The organism is Nostocoides sp. (assembly GCF_037045025.1).
In the GTDB taxonomy this organism is placed as follows: Bacteria; Actinomycetota; Actinomycetes; order Actinomycetales; family Dermatophilaceae; genus Nostocoides_A.
Map to the genome: position 1 here is coordinate 191,680 of NZ_JBAOHM010000013.1, position 19,343 is coordinate 211,022.

The 19,343-nt window shown below is 69.8% G+C and carries 21 protein-coding genes; 10 read left to right on the forward strand and 11 right to left on the reverse strand.

Going from position 1 to position 19,343, the window contains the following annotated elements:
- Positions 1-69: 69 nt before the first annotated feature.
- From leuC to murA, 4 genes are all read left to right on the forward strand, one after another.
- On the forward strand, positions 70-1,461 hold the full coding sequence (leuC, locus tag V9G19_RS16685; protein ID WP_462286559.1) for a 3-isopropylmalate dehydratase large subunit: 1,392 nt from the start codon (positions 70-72) through the stop codon (positions 1,459-1,461).
- Positions 1,462-1,485: 24 nt separating this feature from the next.
- Positions 1,486-2,070, forward strand: a complete 585-nt coding sequence (leuD, locus tag V9G19_RS16690; protein WP_462286560.1) for a 3-isopropylmalate dehydratase small subunit — start codon at positions 1,486-1,488, stop codon at positions 2,068-2,070.
- A gap of 174 nt (positions 2,071-2,244) precedes the next feature.
- Complete coding sequence (locus V9G19_RS16695) at positions 2,245-2,781, forward strand: HU family DNA-binding protein (protein WP_462286561.1); 537 nt, start codon at positions 2,245-2,247, stop codon at positions 2,779-2,781.
- A gap of 140 nt (positions 2,782-2,921) precedes the next feature.
- The gene (gene murA / locus V9G19_RS16700; protein WP_462286562.1) at positions 2,922-4,238 is read left to right on the forward strand and encodes a UDP-N-acetylglucosamine 1-carboxyvinyltransferase; all 1,317 of its coding nucleotides are present in this window, start codon (positions 2,922-2,924) and stop codon (positions 4,236-4,238) included.
- A gap of 41 nt (positions 4,239-4,279) precedes the next feature.
- Here murA and V9G19_RS16705 read toward each other — a convergent pair whose 3' ends face one another.
- From V9G19_RS16705 to cofC, 7 genes are all read right to left on the reverse strand, one after another.
- Complete coding sequence (locus V9G19_RS16705) at positions 4,280-5,668, reverse strand: hypothetical protein (RefSeq protein ID WP_462286563.1); 1,389 nt, start codon at positions 5,666-5,668, stop codon at positions 4,280-4,282.
- Between the two features lie 124 nt (positions 5,669-5,792).
- On the reverse strand, positions 5,793-6,503 hold the full coding sequence (locus tag V9G19_RS16710) for an ExeA family protein (RefSeq protein ID WP_462286564.1): 711 nt from the start codon (positions 6,501-6,503) through the stop codon (positions 5,793-5,795).
- Positions 6,458-8,080 carry a transposase gene (locus V9G19_RS16715; RefSeq protein WP_462286565.1) on the reverse strand — a complete coding sequence of 541 codons (1,623 nt, stop codon included), beginning with the start codon at positions 8,078-8,080 and terminating at the stop codon, positions 6,458-6,460. Before V9G19_RS16715 ends, V9G19_RS16710 begins: the two co-directional genes overlap by 46 nt.
- An 87-nt stretch (positions 8,081-8,167) precedes the next feature.
- Entirely contained in the window at positions 8,168-8,602 is a 435-nt protein-coding gene (locus V9G19_RS16720) for a hypothetical protein (RefSeq protein ID WP_462283544.1), read from the reverse strand.
- A 382-nt stretch (positions 8,603-8,984) separates the two neighbouring features.
- On the reverse strand, positions 8,985-9,248 hold the full coding sequence (locus tag V9G19_RS16725) for a hypothetical protein (protein WP_462286566.1): 264 nt from the start codon (positions 9,246-9,248) through the stop codon (positions 8,985-8,987).
- A 441-nt stretch (positions 9,249-9,689) separates the two neighbouring features.
- The gene (locus tag V9G19_RS16730) at positions 9,690-9,917 is read right to left on the reverse strand and encodes a hypothetical protein (protein WP_462286567.1); all 228 of its coding nucleotides are present in this window, start codon (positions 9,915-9,917) and stop codon (positions 9,690-9,692) included.
- Between the two features lie 4 nt (positions 9,918-9,921).
- Positions 9,922-10,563: a 2-phospho-L-lactate guanylyltransferase gene (gene cofC / locus V9G19_RS16735; RefSeq protein ID WP_462286568.1), complete on the reverse strand. Its 642-nt coding sequence runs from the start codon at positions 10,561-10,563 to the stop codon at positions 9,922-9,924.
- An 80-nt stretch (positions 10,564-10,643) separates the two neighbouring features.
- Between cofC and V9G19_RS16740 the strand changes: the two genes are divergently transcribed.
- Positions 10,644-11,429: a lysophospholipid acyltransferase family protein gene (locus V9G19_RS16740; protein ID WP_462286569.1), complete on the forward strand. Its 786-nt coding sequence runs from the start codon at positions 10,644-10,646 to the stop codon at positions 11,427-11,429.
- Here V9G19_RS16740 and V9G19_RS16745 read toward each other — a convergent pair.
- Complete coding sequence (locus V9G19_RS16745) at positions 11,426-12,514, reverse strand: trans-sulfuration enzyme family protein (RefSeq protein ID WP_462286570.1); 1,089 nt, start codon at positions 12,512-12,514, stop codon at positions 11,426-11,428. The two genes, V9G19_RS16740 and V9G19_RS16745, sit on opposite strands and share 4 nt — an antisense overlap.
- Positions 12,515-12,606: 92 nt before the next feature.
- On the opposite strand from V9G19_RS16745, the gene V9G19_RS16750 reads away from it, so the two are divergent.
- Positions 12,607-13,752, forward strand: a complete 1,146-nt coding sequence (locus tag V9G19_RS16750; RefSeq protein WP_462286571.1) for a D-alanine--D-alanine ligase family protein — start codon at positions 12,607-12,609, stop codon at positions 13,750-13,752.
- 22 nt (positions 13,753-13,774) lie between these two features.
- Here the strand turns inward: V9G19_RS16750 and V9G19_RS16755 are convergent, their stop codons facing one another.
- Together V9G19_RS16755 and V9G19_RS16760 are read right to left on the reverse strand one after the other, a co-directional pair.
- Positions 13,775-14,140, reverse strand: coding sequence for a DUF3515 family protein (locus V9G19_RS16755; protein ID WP_462286572.1), 366 nt, complete (start codon positions 14,138-14,140; stop codon positions 13,775-13,777).
- A gap of 62 nt (positions 14,141-14,202) precedes the next feature.
- The gene (locus V9G19_RS16760) at positions 14,203-14,436 is read right to left on the reverse strand and encodes an Lrp/AsnC family transcriptional regulator (RefSeq protein WP_462286573.1); all 234 of its coding nucleotides are present in this window, start codon (positions 14,434-14,436) and stop codon (positions 14,203-14,205) included.
- A 120-nt stretch (positions 14,437-14,556) separates the two neighbouring features.
- Between V9G19_RS16760 and thiL the strand changes: the two genes are divergently transcribed.
- Positions 14,557-15,540 (forward strand): thiamine-phosphate kinase, encoded by a 984-nt coding sequence (gene thiL / locus V9G19_RS16765; RefSeq protein WP_462286574.1) that lies wholly within the window; start codon positions 14,557-14,559, stop codon positions 15,538-15,540.
- A gap of 63 nt (positions 15,541-15,603) precedes the next feature.
- Here the strand turns inward: thiL and rpmB are convergent, their stop codons facing one another.
- The gene (gene rpmB, locus V9G19_RS16770) at positions 15,604-15,798 is read right to left on the reverse strand and encodes a 50S ribosomal protein L28 (RefSeq protein ID WP_462286575.1); all 195 of its coding nucleotides are present in this window, start codon (positions 15,796-15,798) and stop codon (positions 15,604-15,606) included.
- A gap of 179 nt (positions 15,799-15,977) precedes the next feature.
- Between rpmB and V9G19_RS16775 the strand changes: the two genes are divergently transcribed.
- Genes V9G19_RS16775 through coaD form a run of 3 tightly spaced genes read left to right on the forward strand, consistent with a single transcriptional unit; the run spans position 15,978 to position 19,286 of the window.
- Positions 15,978-18,143: an ATP-dependent DNA helicase RecG gene (locus V9G19_RS16775; protein WP_462286576.1), complete on the forward strand. Its 2,166-nt coding sequence runs from the start codon at positions 15,978-15,980 to the stop codon at positions 18,141-18,143.
- Between the two features lie 4 nt (positions 18,144-18,147).
- On the forward strand, positions 18,148-18,789 hold the full coding sequence (locus tag V9G19_RS16780) for an RsmD family RNA methyltransferase (protein ID WP_462286577.1): 642 nt from the start codon (positions 18,148-18,150) through the stop codon (positions 18,787-18,789).
- An 11-nt stretch (positions 18,790-18,800) separates the two neighbouring features.
- Positions 18,801-19,286, forward strand: coding sequence for a pantetheine-phosphate adenylyltransferase (coaD, locus tag V9G19_RS16785; protein ID WP_462286578.1), 486 nt, complete (start codon positions 18,801-18,803; stop codon positions 19,284-19,286).
- Positions 19,287-19,343 lie beyond the last annotated feature (57 nt).

The window sequence follows — 19,343 nt, forward strand, 5'->3', positions numbered from 1 at the left end:
GACGCAAGTCCCGGACCAAGAGTCCCGTGCGAGCCTGCTCACGTTGGCAGGCGCGTCGAGGAGGCAGCCATGGCGGGAACGCTCGCGGAGAAGATCTGGGCCGACCATGTCGTCCGGTCGGCGCCGGGGGAGCCGGACATCCTCTACATCGACCTCCACCTGGTCCATGAGGTGACCTCACCGCAAGCGTTCGACGGCCTGCGCCTGTCCGGGCGCACCGTGCGCCGCCCCGAGTTGACCTTGGCCACCGAAGACCACAACGTCCCGACCACCCCGGGCCCGATCCTCGACCCGGTCAGCCGCACCCAGGTCGAGACGCTGCGCACCAACTGCGCGGAGTTCGGCGTGCGGCTCTATCCGATGGGCGACGCCGAGCAGGGCATCGTTCACGTCGTCGGCCCGCAGCTCGGGCTGACCCAGCCGGGAATGACCGTGGTCTGTGGCGACAGCCACACCTCGACGCACGGCGCGTTCGGCGCGCTCGCCTTCGGGATCGGCACCTCCGAAGTCGAGCACGTCCTGGCCACCCAGACCCTCCCGCTCACACCGTTCAAGACGATGGCGATCACCGTCAATGGCGAGCTGCCCGAAGGAGTCAGCGCAAAGGACGTGATCTTGGCGGTCATCGCCGAGATCGGCACCGGCGGGGGTCAGGGTTACGTTCTCGAATACCGCGGGCAGGCCATCGAAGCGCTGTCGATGGAGTCGCGGATGACGATCTGCAATATGTCGATCGAGGCGGGCGCGCGGGCCGGCCTGGTGGCCCCAGACGAGACGACCTTCGCCTACCTCAACGGCCGCCCGCACGCGCCGAGCGGTGCGGACTGGGATGCGGCCGTTGACTATTGGCGCTCACTGCGCAGTGACGACGACGCGGTCTTCGACGCGGAGGTCGTCATCGACGCGGCGAGCCTGACCCCCTTCGTCACCTGGGGAACCAATCCCGGCCAGGGCGCCCCCCTGGGGCGCAGCGTCCCCAACCCCGAGCACATCGTCGACGAGGTCGAGCGGACCTCCGCCCAGCGAGCGATCGACTACATGGGCCTGACTCCTGGTATGCCGCTGCGCGACATCGCGGTCGACACCGTCTTCGTCGGGTCGTGCACCAACGGCCGGATCGAGGACCTGCGCGCGGTCGCGGGAGTCATCGCCGGTCACCAGGTCGCCGACGGGGTGCGGATGCTCGTGGTGCCGGGGTCGGCGCGGGTGCGGGAGCAGGCCGAAGCCGAGGGCCTGCATAAGGTCTTCACCGCGGCGGGCGCCGAATGGCGCCTCCCGGGCTGCTCCATGTGCCTGGCCATGAACCCGGACAAGCTCGCCCCGGGCGAGCGCTCGGCGTCGACATCCAACCGCAACTTCGAAGGCCGCCAAGGCAAAGGCGGGCGCACCCACCTGGTCAGCCCCCTTGTCGCCGCGGCCACCGCGGTGCGTGGCACCTTGTCCAGCCCCGCCGATCTGTAGCCCGAGCGAAAGAGGTAGGCCACGATGCAGGCCTTCACCAGCCACACCGGAATCGGAGTCCCGCTGCGGCGCAGCAATGTCGATACCGATCAGATCATCCCTGCCGAGTACCTCAAGCGGGTCACGCGCACCGGGTTCGAGGACGGCCTGTTCGCCGCGTGGCGCAAGGACGACGACTTCATCTTCAATGATCCGGCCTTCAGGGCGGGATCGGTCCTGGTCGCCGGGCCGGACTTCGGCACCGGATCCTCACGGGAGCACGCCGTGTGGGCGTTGATGGACTATGGGTTCCGAGTCGTGATCTCCTCCCGCTTCGCCGACATCTTCCGGGGCAACTCCGGCAAGCAGGGACTGCTGAGCGCCGTTGCCTCCCAAGACGACATCGAGCTGATCTGGAAGTACTTGGAGAATGAGCCGGGTGCGTCGGTGACCGTCGACCTCGAGTCGCGCACGATCACGGCCGGGGACATCGTCGCCGCCTTCGAGGTGGACGACTACACCCGCTGGCGGTTGTTGGAGGGGCTCGACGACATCGGCCTGACTCTGCGTCACGAGCCCGAAATCGCGGCATACGAGGCGAATCGGGCGGCTTTCAAACCCACCGTGTGACTTCCCCGCGCGGGCCGGGGCAAAAAAATCCTTGCGACACAACGTGTCAACCGGGCGAAATGTTGGACACGCGTGCCGTTGGGGCCCTACCGTCAGACAGTGGATCAAAGCAGCCGCTGCGATTCCTGGTTCGCCGGCGTCGGCCGGCCCGAGTGACACGATGGAGTGGACCCAGTGAACAAGCAAGATCTCGTGGCAGCGGTCGAGGGACGTCTCGGCAACCGCCGCCTCGCGGCCGACGCAGTGGAGGTCGTCCTGGAGACGATCGTCAAGGAGGTCGCCAAGGGAAACCGGGTGTCTCTCACCGGCTTCGGCACCTTCGAAAAGGTCGCGCGGGCAGCGCGGACCGGACGCAACCCCCGCACCGGTGAGACCGTGCGGATCCGCAAGACGTCGGTGCCGCGGTTCTCGGCGAGCACCAAGTTCAAGGACTACGTCAAGAACCCCAAGAGCATGCCCAAGGGCACCCCCGTGCTCGCGCGCGCCTCCGCCAAGACCGCGGCCCCGGCCAGCACGGCGAAGGCCGCGACCACCTCCAAGGCGGCCACCGCCAAGTCCACCGCCCGCAGCGCCGCCAAGACCGCCCCCGCCCGCGTCGCCAAGACCGCCGCCGCCAAGACGGCATCCAAGGCGACGGCCTCCAAGGCAGCTGCGAAGTCGGCCACGCGTCCGACCGCCAAGCGCGTGACCAAGGCCGCCAAAAAGGCCTGAGCCAACAACGCATCCGACGCGCGCCGCCCTGATGGGTGGCGCGCGTCGGGTTTCTCGCCCACGGCGAACGACGCGACTCGCCGGGGCCGGCCTGGGGGTGTCGGCGGCGAGAATAGGTCGACGTTTGTCATGCTTGGGGCATGTCCGCGACGCTGATCGTGCACGGAGGGACGCCCCTGGTCGGGGATATCGACGTGCGGGGGGCCAAGAATCTGGTGTCCAAGGCCATGGTTGCCACCATGCTGGCTGAGGAGCCGTGCCGGCTGCGGGCCGTCCCCGAGATCTCCGACGTGCAGATCGTCTCCGGCCTGCTCGAACTGCACGGGGTGCGAATCGATTCCACCGATGAGGACGGCGAACTCATCCTTGATCCCACCAACATCGCTCAGGCACAGATGGCCGATATCGACGCACACGCGGGATCCTCTCGGGTGCCGGTGTTGCTGTGCGGGCCGCTGCTGCATCGCCTCGGGGAGGCGTTCATTCCCGACTTGGGCGGATGCCGCATAGGGGAGCGGCCGATCAACTATCACCTCGACGTCCTCCGCCAGTTTGGTGCGGTCGTCGAGAAGCGGCCCGAGGGCCTGCGCCTGACGGCGCCCCACGGCCTCGTTGGCACCAAGGTCGTCCTGCCCTATCCGTCGGTCGGGGCAACGGAGCAGGTGTTGCTCACTGCCGTTCGGGCACAAGGCAAGACCGAACTGCGCAATGCCGCCACCGAGCCGGAGATCCTCGACCTGATCGCGGTGCTGCAAAAGATGGGCGCGATCATCTCCGTCCCCAACGACCGGGTGATCCGCATCGAAGGCGTCGACCGTCTCGGCGGATTCACCCACCGAGCGATCCCCGATCGCATCGAGGCTGGCTCCTGGGCATGCGCGGCGCTGGCCACCGGGGGCGACGTCTATGTCCGCGGCGCCCAGCAACAGCCGATGATGACCTTCCTCAACGTCTTTCGGCAGGTGGGCGGGGCGTTCGACATCGACGACGAGGGAATCCGGTTCTGGCACCCCGGCGGTGAGCTCAATTCCATTGTGCTGGAGACCGACGTGCATCCCGGGCTGATGACCGACTGGCAACAGCCCCTCGTCGTCGCGCTCACCCAGACGACCGGGCTGTCGATCGTCCACGAGACCGTCTATGAGAACCGGCTCGGCTTCACAGCAGCACTGGCCGACATGGGCGCCCGGATCCAGGTCTATCGCGAGTGTTTGGGCGGACTGCCGTGTCGCTTCGGGGAGGCCAACTTCCTCCACTCGGCGGTCGTGTCGGGTCCGACTCCGTTGCGGGCGGCCGAGATCGACGTCCCGGACCTGCGCGGCGGCTTTAGCTATCTGATCGCCGCGCTCGCGGCCGAAGGCTCCTCCAAGGTGCGCGGCATCGAGCTGATCTATCGCGGATACGAACGCTTCAGCGACAAGCTCGACGCGCTCGGCGCCGACTACTCGGTTGCCTAACCCTAACGCGGATTTCCATGCAGGGGGTTCGGCGCAAGGGGTTAGTCGAGTTGGTAGCTGATGGTTCGGTTGTCGAGCCAGGGGATGGGGGTGTTGGTGGGTAGCTGGGCGGCGCGGAGGACTGGGGTGTAGGCGCGGCGTTCGAGTCGGACGGTGATGGTCTGGCTGGTGGTGGTGATGGTGCCGGGGGTTTCGAGGAAGCGTCGTTGGATGACGTCCGGGGTGATGGTGGCGTAGCCGGGTAGGCGGGCGCGGAGCGCGGCGAGCAGGGCTTGGGCGAGCACGGTGAGCATGATGTCTAGGTCCACGTTGAGGTTGACGGTTGAGGATAGGGCGTCGGCGCAGAATGCGCGGATGATCTCGGCGAGACGTTGGTCGATGGTCATCCGGCGGGCGTATCGGCTGACCAGTTCGCGGGTGGTTGAGGTGGTGTCGTTGGTGATGATGACGGTGGGTGCTTCCCGGCCGAGGCCGGTGACGATGAGTTGCCGGACGGTGGCGGGGTAGTCGGTCAAGGTGGTGTGGGGGTCTTCGTGGACGCGGGGTTTGTTGTGCGGGCCGGGCCGGTCCAAGGTGATGGTCTTGTAGGCGGCTGTGGGTAGGGCGTTGATGTGCCGCAGCAGCGCGGGTGAGCGCATCCGCAGGGTCAGGAATTTCACGCCGCGGGCGTCGAGTTCGCCGAGGACGCGGTGGGTGGTGACTTTCTGGTCCATGATCAGCATGGCCGGGTCGTGGCCGCTGGCGCTGGCCCAGTGGTCGCAGAACGCGATGAGTTCGCGGGCTTGGGTGGCTTTGGAGGTGTCGGCGTTGGCGTAGACCAGGTTGTGGGTGTCGGTGTCCTGGGCGAAGAACGTCAGCACGGACCGGGCTCGTTGGGAACGCTTGGGCACGTAGTGCTTTTCCAGGACGGGGTCGTGGCCCCAATGCATGACGGCGTGGAAGTCCAAGTCGAAGATGGCCTGGTCACTGGTGGCCAGCCCGTGGGCGATCATGGTGGTGTCCAAGGCGGCTAGGAACCGTTGCTGGTGGTCGTGGGCTAGCCGGTAGGAGTAGCTGGTCAGCGCGGACTTCTTGGGCAGTGCGGCCATCCCGGTCAGTAGGGCGGCGGCCGGGTCGGCGATCAGGTCGTCGACGTGGGAGACCCGTCGGGTGCGGGTCAGTTTGAGGGCCAGCAGGGTCAGCACCCAGGAGATGGCGGGAATGATCCGGGTGCCGGGGTAGCCGGCCTGCTTGACTAGGTCGGGAAGGTCCAAGGTGGCTAGGTCGGGCAGCACCAGCAGCAGCCCGGCGCGGGTGGACTCGAGGCGTTCGGGCCAGGCCGACAGGTCGATGACTCGGGCGGGGGGCAGGTGGGTGTCGCGGCCTGGGGTGGCCGGGTTGATGCTGGCCTCGGGTTCGGGTCGTCGCAGGAGTTGTTGACCGTCGCTCATTCTGCGGATGGCGGCGTCATCGGGTTTGCCGATGGTCTGGGTGTGGAACGGCCCCGTCCGCGGTTGGCGGGCGGGGCCGTGGTCGGCGTGGTGACGGGGTGCTCGGCGTGGTGACGGGGGTTGGTTAGTCCGCGCCGGTTTCGGAGATCGCGATGCGGGCGGCTTTCTCGTCGACGATGTTGGTGTCTTTGGCGAATGCGGCCATCAGGGCGTTGACGGCGAGGTTGTTGATGGCGCGTGGGTATCCTCGGGAGGCGTTGTGGATCAGGGTGATCGCGTCGTTGCTGAAGAGGGTGTCGGTGCGTCCGGCGATCTTGACGTGGTGGGTGATGTAGTCGCTGGTTTCGTCGGGGGTCATCCCGGTGAGGGTGTATCGGACGGCGATGCGTTGGTCGAGGGCGGCGAGCACGCCGAGGCGGAGTCGTTGGCGCAGGGTGGGTTGTCCGACTAGCAGCGCGGCGAACGGGGCGCCGGAGTCCATGCCGTGGTTGGTCATCATGCGGACGGCTTCGAGTTGGGGGTTGTCGAGCAGGTGTGCTTCGTCGAAGACCAGGACGGGGGTGCGGCCGCGTTCGGCGTGTTCGGCGGCGAGGGCCTCGGCGGCTTGGGGGACCAGGGTGGCGGTGTAGAAGGTGGGGGTTTGCCCGAGGGCGGAGGTGATGTGGTGCAGCATGCCGCGGACGCCGACGGAGGGGTTGGGCAGGTAGATGACCACGTGTCGGGAGGTGTCCAGGGCGGCGGTGGCGGCGCGGATGGCGACGGTCTTGCCGGCGCCGACCTCGCCGGTGATCACCCCGAGGGCGTGTTGGCTGATGCACCAGTCGATGCGGGCCATGGCCTCGGCGTGCCCGGCGTGGCGGTGCAGCATCGAGGGGGCCAGGGACCGGCCGAACGGCATGGCCGTGAATCCCCAGTAGGATTGCAGGCGTTGGATACTCCCCGGGCCGCGTCCTGCCGCGAGGTGGTGTCGGTGAGCATTTCATCGAGGGACAGTTGCCCGGGGATCTGCTCGGTGGTGGCTTCGGGGCTGTTGGCGTAGAGGGCGTGGAAGCCGATCCGTTCGTCGTCGGCGACGTGGGTGTGGTGGGTGTCGGTGAGCAGGTTCAGGTAGTTGATCCCGGTCGTGGCGGGGGCTGGTTCGGGGGTCTCGGGTCGGGCCTTGGGGTGGGTGTGTCGGGTGATCACGTGTGGGACGGCTTGGCCGTAGGAGCGTCCGCTGTGGCGGACCTCGATCTGTTCGAGGTTGAACGGGGAGAAGACGAGTTCGACCTTGCGTCCGACCAGGGCGGGTTCGACCTGGTAGGTGTTGCCGTGCAGGCTGATGGTGGCGGTCTTGGTGACGGTGCGCAGCTGGGACCATAAGAACGCCTCGGTCAACGCGTCCGCGGCTGGCATGGTCGGGCCGTGCCCGGCGGCCTGCCAGCCGTCGTTCCAGCGGGTCAGTGGGCTCTGACCGGTTTCGGAGTGCACCTGGTGGTGATAGAGCGACTCGACCCAGGCGGTGAACTGCGCGTTCAGTTCCAGCAGCGCCGCCGCGGCGGTGGTGGCCTGTTCGGCCAGGTCGGCGGCGCTGGTGTCGGGGACCTCGACGAGGAACTGCTCGCGTACGGTGCGGAAAAATCGTTCGATTTTGCCTTTGCCTTGGGGTCGGTGTGGGGTGGCGTGGATCAGCCGGATACCGAGCTTGGCGCAGGCTCGCAGCAGCCACGCATCGACGTAGGCCGAGCCGTTGTCGACATAGCAGGCGCCGGGCACCCCGCGGCAGGCCAACGCGCGCTCCAAGGCGACGGCCAGTCGGATCACGTCCTCGGCGAACCCGAACCGGTAGCCGACCACCAGGCGGGAGTGATCGTCCAAGAAGGCGAACAGGTAGGTCTTGCGCCCGCCGATCTTCGGCCCGTGCAACGCGTCCCCGACCCACCGCTGGTTCGGCGCGTCGGCCTCGTACCGGCCGAACACCGGCGCCTGCCCGGTCGCTGGGCCGATCAGCTCGTGCCGGTGGAAGAGCCGCAGCAGCGTCGACTCGGACGGGGAGTACCCCGAGGAAGCCCGCAGGATCCGCGCGACCTGCGCCGCTGTCCGGGCCGGGTTCTCCCGTTTGAGCGCGACCGCCAGCTCCAGCACCGCCGTGTCGATCCGGGAACCCGGCTGACGCAGCGAGGGCGTCAACGCCTCGAACCCGCCGGCGCGGTACCGGCGGATCCACCGATCCAATGTGTCCCGCGAGTAGGTCTGCTGCCCACCGAACGGGCCGACGTGGCTGCGGGCCGCGATCGCGCGCACCACCTTCCCGCGGGCCTTGCGCGACAAGCCCGGATCCAGGGCCGGACTAATCAGCTGGTAGCGGAACAACGCCACCAGCTGCGCGCGCTCACGCCGCTTGTGCGCCTCCTGCTCGGGTGTGCACTCCACGACAACTCCTCTGAAGCAAGGGGAATACCTGACCGCGGCACGGTCAGGGACAACCCTTACGACGATGCCGCCTGCCCGGGCCAGGCGTCAGGGGCAACTCGTGTTGCCGCCCCGCCCCGGCCAGACCGGCGGCCACCCCGGCGCCAACAGCCGACCACCGGAACAGGCGACGGCGACCTGCCAGCCCGTCACCGGGCCGAGCACCCCATCCCGGCCGAACCGGCCCGTGACCGCCTCGCTCGCCGCGGCCAGGGCAGCCAACAGGTCCCGCCACCGACACCCCTGCGCTTGGGGCACCACCCAGTCCACCCCGGCCAGGGCCGCGACCTGCAGCAACCACGACCGGACCGGGTCAAGCCGGGAGCCCATCACCCGCAGCCAGCCTCGGACCGTCGCCCCCGGCACCCCCAACGCCTGCCCGATCGGCCGGTGTCCCAACCCCCTCGCGCGAGCGGTCAGCGCGGCACCGACCACCCCGGCCGCGTACCCCCGCCGCAACAACAGCGTCACCGGCAACAGCACGTGCGTCAGCAAACACCCCGGACAGCGAGCCCGCCGCGGACGCACCACCGCCTCGATGCCATGCACCCGCCGCGGCCGCGCCCACCCCCACGGGCGCAGCTCTCCAGAACACCCCGGACAACCGATCTGTCCGGACACCAACCGCGACTCGACCCGAGCCTGATCACCTTCTACTGTGAGCACCGATGCCTCCGCGCATCCGGCACGGCCCTCCCGCGACGTCTTCCACGACACCTCACGCGCGAGGGCCGTGAACGTCCAATACCCCACCCATCTTGCCCGAGCCCGGCACAGTGATGGCGCCGAGGACCACGAACACCACACTCAAACCAATGCGACCGCCCGTCGGCAACCTCGATGACAGATCACGGCCCCCACGTCGTCACCCAGAGCGACGGTCAACAAGGAGTCGGCCGAACCCTTCTTCGGCGAGGATCTCGGCGACCCCGGTGCGGTTGAGCGGGGTGGCTTCGGTGGCCAGCCGGGCGGAGATCTCGTAGGTGGACAGGCCCTCGCGGCGCAGTTCGATGACCCGGGCGCGGGCGCGGTCCTTGGCCGGCGCGGTGCCCGCCGCCGGGCCGGGTTTGCGGGGTGGGGCGAACAGGGTTAGCTTTCCGGCCTTGTATTGGCGGACCAGGTCGATCATCGCCCAGCGGGTGTAGCCGTAGCGGTCGCCGGCCTGCTGGTAGGTCAGGCCCTCGACGTAGTAGGCGCGGATCGCTTCGTCGCGGCGTTGGTTGATCTGGTCGGGCGCGGTGAACGCTTCCGCTCCAGGTCGTTGAGGTGATTCCGCTGCTATATGCCGATGATGTCAGATCATCTGTTGTCGACGAGGGCGACGCGCTGGAGCTGGATTCGTCTGTACTGGTGATAGTTCGGCTGTCTGGTATCGCTGAGCACGTCACTTCTTGATCAGCAGTTCACATACCGGGACGGTGCATGACAGCATGACCGACACAACTATCGACTCCCACGTGGGCGTAGCGGGATCCCGCGATGGGCCTGGCCTGCAGCGTGGTTTCCATCCGCACCTGATCAATCCGCCTCGCTCAGGTATTGAGGTCAACCGGCCACCTGGAAATCCGCGCTAACCAATGCGCTGGCCGGCACCGATACCGACGATCCACAGCCGCCGCACCCGCGGTCGCTCCGCGTCCGGGTCATCGGCCTCGAGACTCAGTCGCTGACCGACGCGAAGGAGCCGCAGGCCGCTGTCGTCGAGTGCCTCGGCGGCAAAGCTCACCACCCGGCCGTCGTCGAGCAGCACCTCGCCGGATCGGGTCGGCGGGTCATAGCGATGGACGGTCGCCTGCATGGCGTCACGATACCGACGTGGCGTCCAGCACCGCCCGGGTATGCCGACCGCAGCCGAGTGCCGCCACGACGTCAAGATCCGCGCGCAGGTCGACATCGGTGCGCAACCGGGGCAGGTCGAGATCAAGCCGCACGTATCCGGCCTGCTCGTGCCGGTCGGCCGATCCGGCCCCGAACGCCGGCTCGAGCACTCCGCTCCGGTCGGTCAGCAACACCGTGCCCCGGCCGTCGCGATCGGGCACGAAAGCGCGCTCGTGCTTGCCCGCGAGCGTGAGTGCTGTGCCCAGATCCGCGGGGCGCGCGGCCGGAACGTCACCCAAGAGCACGGCGACGGCGCGGGAATCGTCGTGGTCCCGGGAGCGAATCCAGTTGTGCGCGTGCCGGATAGCGCCGTTCAGGCCGGCGCCCGGGTCGGCGAGCAGGTGGCAGCCGAGGCCCTCCGCTCCTGCCCGAAGGACCGGGTCGTCCGAGACGACCACGATGCGTTCGGGCCCAACGACCGCGGCCGCGGTCTCGATGGAGTCCAGGGCAAGCGCCCGGCTGAGCCGGTGGCGGTCAAGGCCCGAGCCCGCTAGGCGCGTCTTGCCGAGCGGCGCGCCCTTGGCGGGGACGATCAGCCACCACGCGGGGTCGCGGGGCGCGGGCATGGGCGGGATGGTTTCACGTCCGCCCGGGAGCGCATAATCCACCTGGCGACCGGAGGCGGGAGCCAGGGACAAGGAGCGATGTGAAGGCACCGATGATCGACGAGGACGACGACCGCAGCCGGATGCCGCGGGCATACCGCAACGTCGTGCGCACCCTGCGCCCGGTGATGATGACCGTGACCAAACGGCACTGGACCGGCGTGGAGAATCTGCCGCGCACGGGGGGATTCATCGTCTGCCCCAACCACATCTCCTACACCGATTTCCTCGCCCTGGCGCACGTCATGTTCGACTGCGGCCGCCCGGTGTATTTCCTCGGCAAGTCGGGGCTGTTCGAGGCGCCGGTCATCGGCAAGATCATCACCGCGGCCGGACAGATCCCGGTCTATCGCGGCACCGAGCGAGCAGCGGACGCATATCGTGCCGCCGTGGCCGCGGTCCGGGCGGGCAAGGGGGTCGCCATGTATCCCGAGGGCACGCTGACGCGTGACCCCGGCTGGTGGCCGATGCGCGGCAAGACCGGCGCCGCCCGGGTCGCGCTCGAGACCCGCTGCCCGGTGCTGCCCGTCACGATGTGGGGCCCGCAGGACATGATGGCGCCCTATGCGCGCCGGTTGTCGCTGTTCCCGCGCAAGACGATGCGGATCCATATCGGCCCGCCGGTGCCGCTCGATGACCTGTACGAGGGGATGTCGGACGCGGAGGCGGCGCGCGTGGCGACCGACCGGATCATGGCCGCCGTGACCGCTTCGTTGGAAAGCATCCGTGGCGAACGTGCTCCGGCCGAGCGGTTCGACCTGCGTACCCAGGGCAAAGCGGAATACGGCCGGCCCGAGCGCACGCGCAAGCGCTGGCGGCGGCGTTAGTCCGCGAGCCTCTTATCGAGCGCCCGGGCCAGGTCGGCCCACAGGTCCTCGCAATCCTCGATCCCGACCGAGATGCGGACGAGGTTGTCCGGCGTCGTATGCGGCTCGGAGGGGTAGCGGCGGCGGCGCTCCCATTGCGTCTCGACGCCGCCGAGCGAGGTCGATCGGCTGATCAGCCGGGCCGCCGCGCAGGCCCGGTCGGCGGCGTCGGCGCCGCCGGCAACCTCGATCGAGATAATCGCTCCGAAACCGGGATAGCGGACGCGCTCGACCGCCGGATGCCGCCCCAGCCGCGCCGCCAGCACCGCGGCAGTGCGGGTCGCCCGCTCCAGCCGCACCGCGAGAGTCCGGATGCCGAGGGCCGCCAGCCAGGCCTCCATCGGGCCCGGGATTGCCCCGCCGAGACGGCGGCTGCGGACCAGGTGAGCCTGGAGTTCACGGCCGCGTTCGGTCGGTGCGGTGACGCAGGCGCCGAGCACGATCGCGGAGTGGCCGGCGAGGTATTTGCTGACCGAGTGGACGACGACGTCGACGCCATCGCGCAGCGGCCGCTGCAGCAGCGGCGTGGCAAAGGTGTTGTCGCAGATGACGATGAGGCCGCGTTCGCGTGCCGCTGGGGCGAGCGCCGGGATGTCGGCGAGCTCCAGCAGCGGGTTGGTCGGCGACTCCAGCCACAGCAGGTGCGCGCCGTCAAGGGCGGCGATCGTCGCGGCTGTGTCCGCCGCGTCGACCCAGCGCACGGTGAATCGGCCGCTGTCAGCGGCCTCGGTCAGGCACTCGTGAACACCGTTATAGGGGCCCGCCGGCGCGACCACGGTGGCGCCGTGACCGACCAGGTCCACGGCCGCGGCCACCGCCGCCATCCCGGAGGCGAAGAGCAGCGCCTCGCCACCTTCCAACGCCCCGAGGATCTCTTCGACCGGCTCCCACGTGGGGTTCTCCGAACGGCCGTAGACATAATCGCCGTCGGCGGCAAAGGTCGAGGCGAAGGTGACCGGGGGATTCACCGGCGCGCCCGGACGCGGTTCCGGACGCCCCGCAGACACCACCGCAGTCGCCGGTCGCAGACCGGTCTCGCGTTCCATGCCGACACCCTAAGCCGGGGCAACTCGACACCGGTGGGGGCAACGCCATGGGGTCCCGGGGCAGGAGCAGGTGCCGGGATATGGTCGAGCCGATGAGCGCCGACCAGCCGGACCCGACCACGCCCGGGCGCAAGCTGCGGGTGGCGCTGCTCTTTGGCGGCCGCTCCTCCGAGCACGCCGTCTCGTGCGCCACGGCCGCCGGGGTGATGCGGGCGATCGACCGCACGGCATACGAGATCATCCCGATCGGGATCGCCCCCGACGGGCGCTGGGTGCTGGCCGCGGACGATCCGGCGCCGCTGGAGCTGACCGCCGTGCAGCGACCCACGGTCTCGGATCAAGCCGACGCGATCATCGTGCCGACCAGCACCCGGGAACGCACCCTCAAGGCGCTCAGCGCCGAGCAGGTCCCGCGCGAACTCGGTGCGGTCGACGTCGTTTTCCCGCTGCTGCACGGGCCCTTCGGTGAGGACGGGACGATCCAGGGACTGCTCGAGCTGGCCGATATCCGCTATGTCGGTTCCGGCGTCCTGGCGTCGGCGGCGGGCATGGACAAGCACTTCATGAAGGTCGTCTTCCAGGGCGCCGGGTTGCCGGTGGGGCCTCATACGGTGATCACCGACGCGCAGTGGCGACACGACCGGAGCGGGGCCTGCGCGGCAGTCGCCGCTCTCGGGATGCCGGTCTTTGTCAAGCCGGCGCGGGCTGGCAGCTCGATGGGCATAACCAAGGTCACCGACCTGGAGGACCTGGACGCAGCCGTGGACGCGGCCCGCCAGCACGACCTCAAGGTCGTCGTGGAGGCCGCGATCGCCGGCCGCGAGATCGAGTGTGCGGTCCTGGAGGGTCGCGATGGCGCCGCCCCGCGGACCTCCGAGGTCGGTGAGATCGTCGTCAAACCCGGCCACGGGCACCTGTTCTATGATTTCGAGGCCAAATATCTCGACGACGGCGCGGTCGAGCTGAGCTGCCCGGCGCGCGTGCCGCGCGAGGTCAGTGACCGCGTCCGGGAGCTGGCCAGCGCCGCCTTCCTCGCGCTCGGGTGTGAGGGCCTGGCCCGGGTGGACTGCTTCTATACCCCCGAGGGCGATGTGATCGTCAACGAGATCAACACCATGCCGGGGTTCACCCCACACTCGATGTATCCACAGATGTGGCTGGCGAGCGGGCTTTCCTATCCCGAACTCATCGACGAACTCATCTCGTTGGCCATGCACCGGCCGGTCGGCCTGCGCTGATCGGCGCGCCGCCGCGGTGTCGTCATTCGCAGGAGTGGCCGGTATGGGGAAGGGTGGCGGCGGCCGCCGCCAGATCGGGCAGCCACCGCGGCTCGGGGGCATAGGCGTCCGGGATCAGCACCTCGATCGCCGGTTGGCGCCCGTAGGTCGTAAACGCCGCCCCGTCGCTCAGTTCCTGCACCAACCAGTCGACGTCGTCGACGCGCAGGCAGTCCGTCGTCGTCGGTGGCGGCGCCTCCAGGCCGCAGCGGGCGATGATCGCCGGGTCTCCCCACGCGGACAGCGCCGGATCGTCGGGGTCGGTCGCGCGCCGGGGCTGATCGGCCACGGCGTCGGGCCAGGCGATCGCGGCGCACGCCGGATCGGCTGCCAGCGCGGGGCGTGCCACGTCGACGGCCCCGGAACAGCCCGCCAGAATCAGCAGCAGGGTGCCGACCCCCGCGGCGAGGCTCAGACGTGGACGACGGTGCAGGTCAGGGTCCGGGTGATGCCGGGGACTTCTTGGATCTTGGCGATGACCAGCTTGCCGAGGTCGTCGACGGATTCGGCTTCGATGCGCGCAATGCAGTCATAGGGACCGGTGACGTCTTCGGCGGTCGAAACCCCGGCGAGGGCGGCGATCGCCTCGGTCACCGATGCCGACTTGCCGACTTCGGTCTGAATGAGGATGTAGGCCTGGACCACCGAGTGTCGCCACCCTTTCCGTGTCGCAGTGGCCCGCAGCCGACCGGCTGCGGCACCACCGTTGGTTTGCTCCCGGCCCTGGCGGGGGCGGGGTCTGGCGTGAACGCTACCGTGCCCATCATGTCATCGTCTTCTCCGGAGCGTGTCGGCGACGTGTCCGAAGCCGAGCTGCTGGCGCGGCTCCTTCCGGTGCTGTCCGGAGGGGAGGAGGTCCGCCTCGGCCCGGGGGATGACGCGGCGCTGCTCGAGCTGGGCGCGACCGCTGTGGTGACGACCGACAGCATGGTCGCCGGGGTGGATTGGCGCGATGACTGGTCGAGCCCCCAGGACGTCGCCGCCAAGCTCCTCGTCTCCAACCTGGCCGATATCGCGGCGATGGGGGCAACCACGCAGGCGATCCTGCTCAGCCTGATGGTCGATCCGGACAGCCCCTTGGACTGGACGATCGAGTTCGCCGCAGGGATGGGGGAGCAGTGCCGCCGGTATGGCGTGGCCGTGGCCGGTGGAGATCTGTCCGCCGCCCCGACGGGGGTGCGCGTCGCGAGCGTGACGGCGCTGGGCAGCCTCGGCGACCAGGCCCCGGTCACTCGCTCCGGCGCCCGGCCCGGTGACGCCGTCGCGGTCACCGGCCCGCTCGGCCGGTCCGGTGTCGGGTTGGCGCTGCTCATCGGGGCAGCCGATGCGGAGGCGGTGGCGGCGCTGCCCGCCGAGGCGCTCGCCCACCACCGGCGGCCGAGCTGCCCGCTCAGCCAGGGCCCGGCTGGGGCGGCAGCCGGTGCCCGCGCGATGATCGACATCTCCGACGGCCTGCTGCGCGATGCCGAGCGGGTCGCGCTCGCGAGCGGTGTTGCGATCGCGATCGACTCGCAGCGATTGGGGGCGGACCTCAACTGGGCCGAGCGCTATCTGCCGCGCGCCCAGGCCCGCGCCTGCGTGCTGGGCGGCGGCGAGGAGCACAGCCTGCTCGCGGCCTTCCCGCCCGAGAGCGGGGCGCCGCCGTGGTGGCGGGTCATCGGCGAGGCCCGCGACGGCAGCGGATTGCTGCTCGACGACCGGCCGGCCGCGGCCGCGGGCTGGGACCATTTCGCCGGGCGCCCGGCATAGCGAAACGCCCCCGAGATCGGTCGGGGGCGTCGGCGTGGGGTGCGTGCGTGGACCTTCGTGGAATTACCTGGTGACCTTGCCGGCCTTGAGGCAGGAAGTGCACACGTTAACCCGCTTCGGCGTCTTGCCCGTCTCGCCGACCATGACGCGCACCCGCTGGATGTTGGGGTTCCAGCGGCGCTTGGTGCGGCGGTGGGAGTGCGAGATCGAATGACCGAAACCGGGACCCTTGCCGCAGATTTCGCAGTTGGCAGCCATGGGTGTTCTCCTCGGACGGTGGTGATGGCGCTTTGGCCCGCAGGCCGCGGGCGCGGCTCGGGCAACCGCTCAAGCTTAGCCGAGGCACCAGCACAGACCAAACGAACGGGATTCGCATCGTCGGCGGCACTGGGTACCCTGCCAGGCGTGCGGGTAGGCGGACAGCGAGGTGAGGGCCGATGGTCACATTAGCGACCGACCTCAAGGCGCTGATCGCCGGCGCGGCCGGGCCGTTGAAGTCGGCCCGAGGGATCACGACGGTCGGCGATCTGCTCGCCTTCTATCCGACTCGTTATGTGACCTATGACAGCGATCTCGCCGGGCTCGTCGAGGGCCACTTCGTCGTCGTGGTCGGCGAGGTCAAGAGCGTTCAGCTGCGGCCGATGACGGCCCGCAAGGGCATGATGCTCAACGCGATCCTGACCGATGCGGCGGGCAACGAGGTCACGATGACCTTCTTCAACGCCCGCGGCCACGAAAACAAGCTGCATCCTGGCGTGCGGGTGATCGCGGGGGGACAGGTGACGCGCTACAAGCGCACCTGGCAGCTGGCCCACCCCGGCTACACCCTCCTCAGTGACCTCACCGAGGCCGACCAGCCCGGCCTCTACCCGCTCTATCCCGCCGTGCCCAAGATGCACAACTGGACGCTCGTCTCGTCGGTCAAGCTCGTCTTGGACGCGATCGGCGAGCTGCCCGACCCGATCCCCGGGGACCTGCGGCGCCGCCACGGCCTGCCGAGCCTGCACGCCGCCCTGACCGGTTTGCACCGGCCCGACAGCCACGCCCACCTGGAGGCGTCGCGCCGCCGCATGCAGTATGCCGAGGCGCTCGTCCTGCAGACCATCCTGGCCCGGGCACGCCGGGCCCGGGAGCAGGAAAGCGCGCAACCCCGGGTGGTTGTGGACGGTGCCGCGCTCGGCGTCTTTGACGGGCGCCTCCCGTTCACGCTGACCGACGGTCAGCTGGCCGTCGCCGCCGAGATCGCCGACGACCTGGCCGGAACCCACCCGATGTATCGGCTGCTGCAAGGCGATGTCGGCTCGGGCAAGACCGTGCTCGCGCTGCGGGCGATGCTGACCGCGGTTGACGCCGGCGCCCAGGCGGCGTTGCTCGCGCCGACGGAGGTGCTCGCCGCCCAACACCACCGCACGATCACGACGCTGCTCGGGGACTTGGCCACCGGCGGCGTGCTCGGCGGCCACGAGGGGGGAACCAAGGTCGTGCTGCTCACCGGCTCGCTCACCCAGGCCGAGCGCCGCCGCATCCTTCTCGATATCGCGTCCGGGCAGGCCGGGATCGTCGTCGGCACCCACGCGCTGCTGCAGGACAAGGTCTCCTTTGCCGACCTGGCGCTGGTGGTGATCGACGAGCAGCACCGGTTCGGGGTCGAGCAGCGCGATGTCCTCCGGGCCAAGGCAGCCACGCCGCCGCACGTGCTCGTGCTGACGGCCACCCCGATTCCGCGGACGGTGGCGATGACGGTCTTCGGCGACCTCGACGTCTCCACGCTCACCGAGTTGCCCGCGGGCCGGACCCCGATCACGACCCACGTCGTGGACGATCGCAAACCCAATTGGGTGGCGCGCACCTGGCAGCGGGTGGCCGAGGAGTGCCGGGCGGGCAAAGCGGCATACGTCGTCTGTCCGCGGATCGGCGACGAAACCGGGGCCGACGGCGGGGAGGATCTGGACGCCGAGGATCTGCTCTTCGACCTCGATCCCGGGCTGCGGCCACCGGCCGGCGTGGTGGCGACCCTCGCCGAGCTGCGCGACGACCCGGCCCTGGCCGGGTTGCGGATCGAGTGCCTGCACGGCCGGCTGCCGACCGAGGACAAGGACGCGCTCCTGGCCGGGTTCGCGGCCGGCGACATCGACATCCTCGTCGCGACCACGGTCATCGAGGTGGGCGTCGACGTGCCGCGCGCCACCGTCATGGTGATCCGCGACGCCGACCGCTTCGGGGTCTCGCAGCTGCACCAGTTGCGTGGGCGCGTCGGCCGAGGGAGCGATCCCGGGCTGTGCCTGCTGATGACCGCGGCCGACCCCGGTCCCGCGCTGCGGCGGCTGGAGGCGGTGGCGGCGACCACCGACGGCTTCGTGCTCGCCCGGCTCGACCTGGAGCAGCGCCGCGAGGGTGACGTGCTCGGCGTCCACCAAAGCGGCGGGCATCGGCGGCTGCGGTTCTTGTCGCTGGTGCGGCACGAGGAGCTGATCGCCGCGGCCCGGGCCGACGCCGCAACGATGATTGCCGACGATCCCGACCTGGAGCGGCAACCCGTGCTGCGCGCGGCGGCAGAGCAGTGGCTCGAGCCCGAGGTCGCCGAATTCCTCGAGAAGGGCTGAGGCGGTGACCCGGATCATCGGCGGCAGCGCCGGCGGGCGGCGCCTGCGCGCCCCCCGGGGCCAGGCGACCCGCCCGACGTCCGACCGAGTCCGCGAGGCCCTGTTCTCCCGGTTGGAGGCGCACGATGCGCTGGCCGGCGCCCGGGTCCTCGATGCCTATGCCGGATCCGGTGCCCTCGGGCTGGAGGCCGCCAGCCGCGGCGCGGCCGCGGTCGTGTGCGTCGAATCAGATCGTGGGGCCGCCGCCGTGATCGGCGCGAACGCGCGCGAACTCGGCTTGGCGGCTCAGGTGCAGGTGCGGGCCACCACGGTCGCCCGGTTCGCCGCCGCGGCTGGCGACCGGGCGGCGGCTGCGGGTGGGTCGGCGGCCGGCGACGGAGTGGCGGCTGGCGACGGGCCGGCGGAAGCGGCATACGACCTCGTGCTCGGCGATCCGCCCTATCCGATGTCCGAGGCCGACCTTGCCCGTGACCTGGCGGCGCTAGCGGCGGCCGGCGTCCTCGCCGACGGGGCGCTGGTCGTGCTTGAGCGTTCATCCCGCTCGCCGGTGCCGGCGTGGCCATCCGGCTGGTCGACCCAGGACAGTCGCCGATATGGCGAGACGACCCTCTGGTTCGCCCGTGCGGCCGCGCAGGCGGCTTGCTAAGTTCTTGGCTCGTGCCGACCCTCGCCGTCTGTCCCGGATCCTTCGACCCGATCACGGTCGGGCACCTGGATGTCATCGAGCGGGCGAGCCGGCTGTTCGACGGGGTCCTCGTCGCCATCTTGCACAACCCGGCCAAGCAGGGGACCTTCCCGGTGGATCAGCGGATCGCGTTCATCGAGGACGCCACCGCGCAGCTGAGCGGAATCTCGGTTGCCGCGTTCGCCGGCCGGTTGATCGTTGACGTCGCCCGCGACGTGGGCGCCAGCTGTCTGCTCAAGGGGCTGCGCAACGAGAGCGACTTCTCCTATGAGGTGCCGATGGCCAGCATGAACCGGGCGCTGACCGGCATCGACACGGTCTTCCTGCTCGGCGACCCGGCGACCGCGCACATCTCGAGTTCGCTGGTCAAGGAGGTATGCCGGTTCGGCGGGGACATCAGCGGGATGGTGCCCGACCCGGTCCGGGACGCGCTGGTCGCCCTCCGCGCCGCGGGCTGAGCCAGGGCGCTCGAGGGGCGGGCGCCGGGAGCAGGGGACGATTTTGGGCTCGGGTGG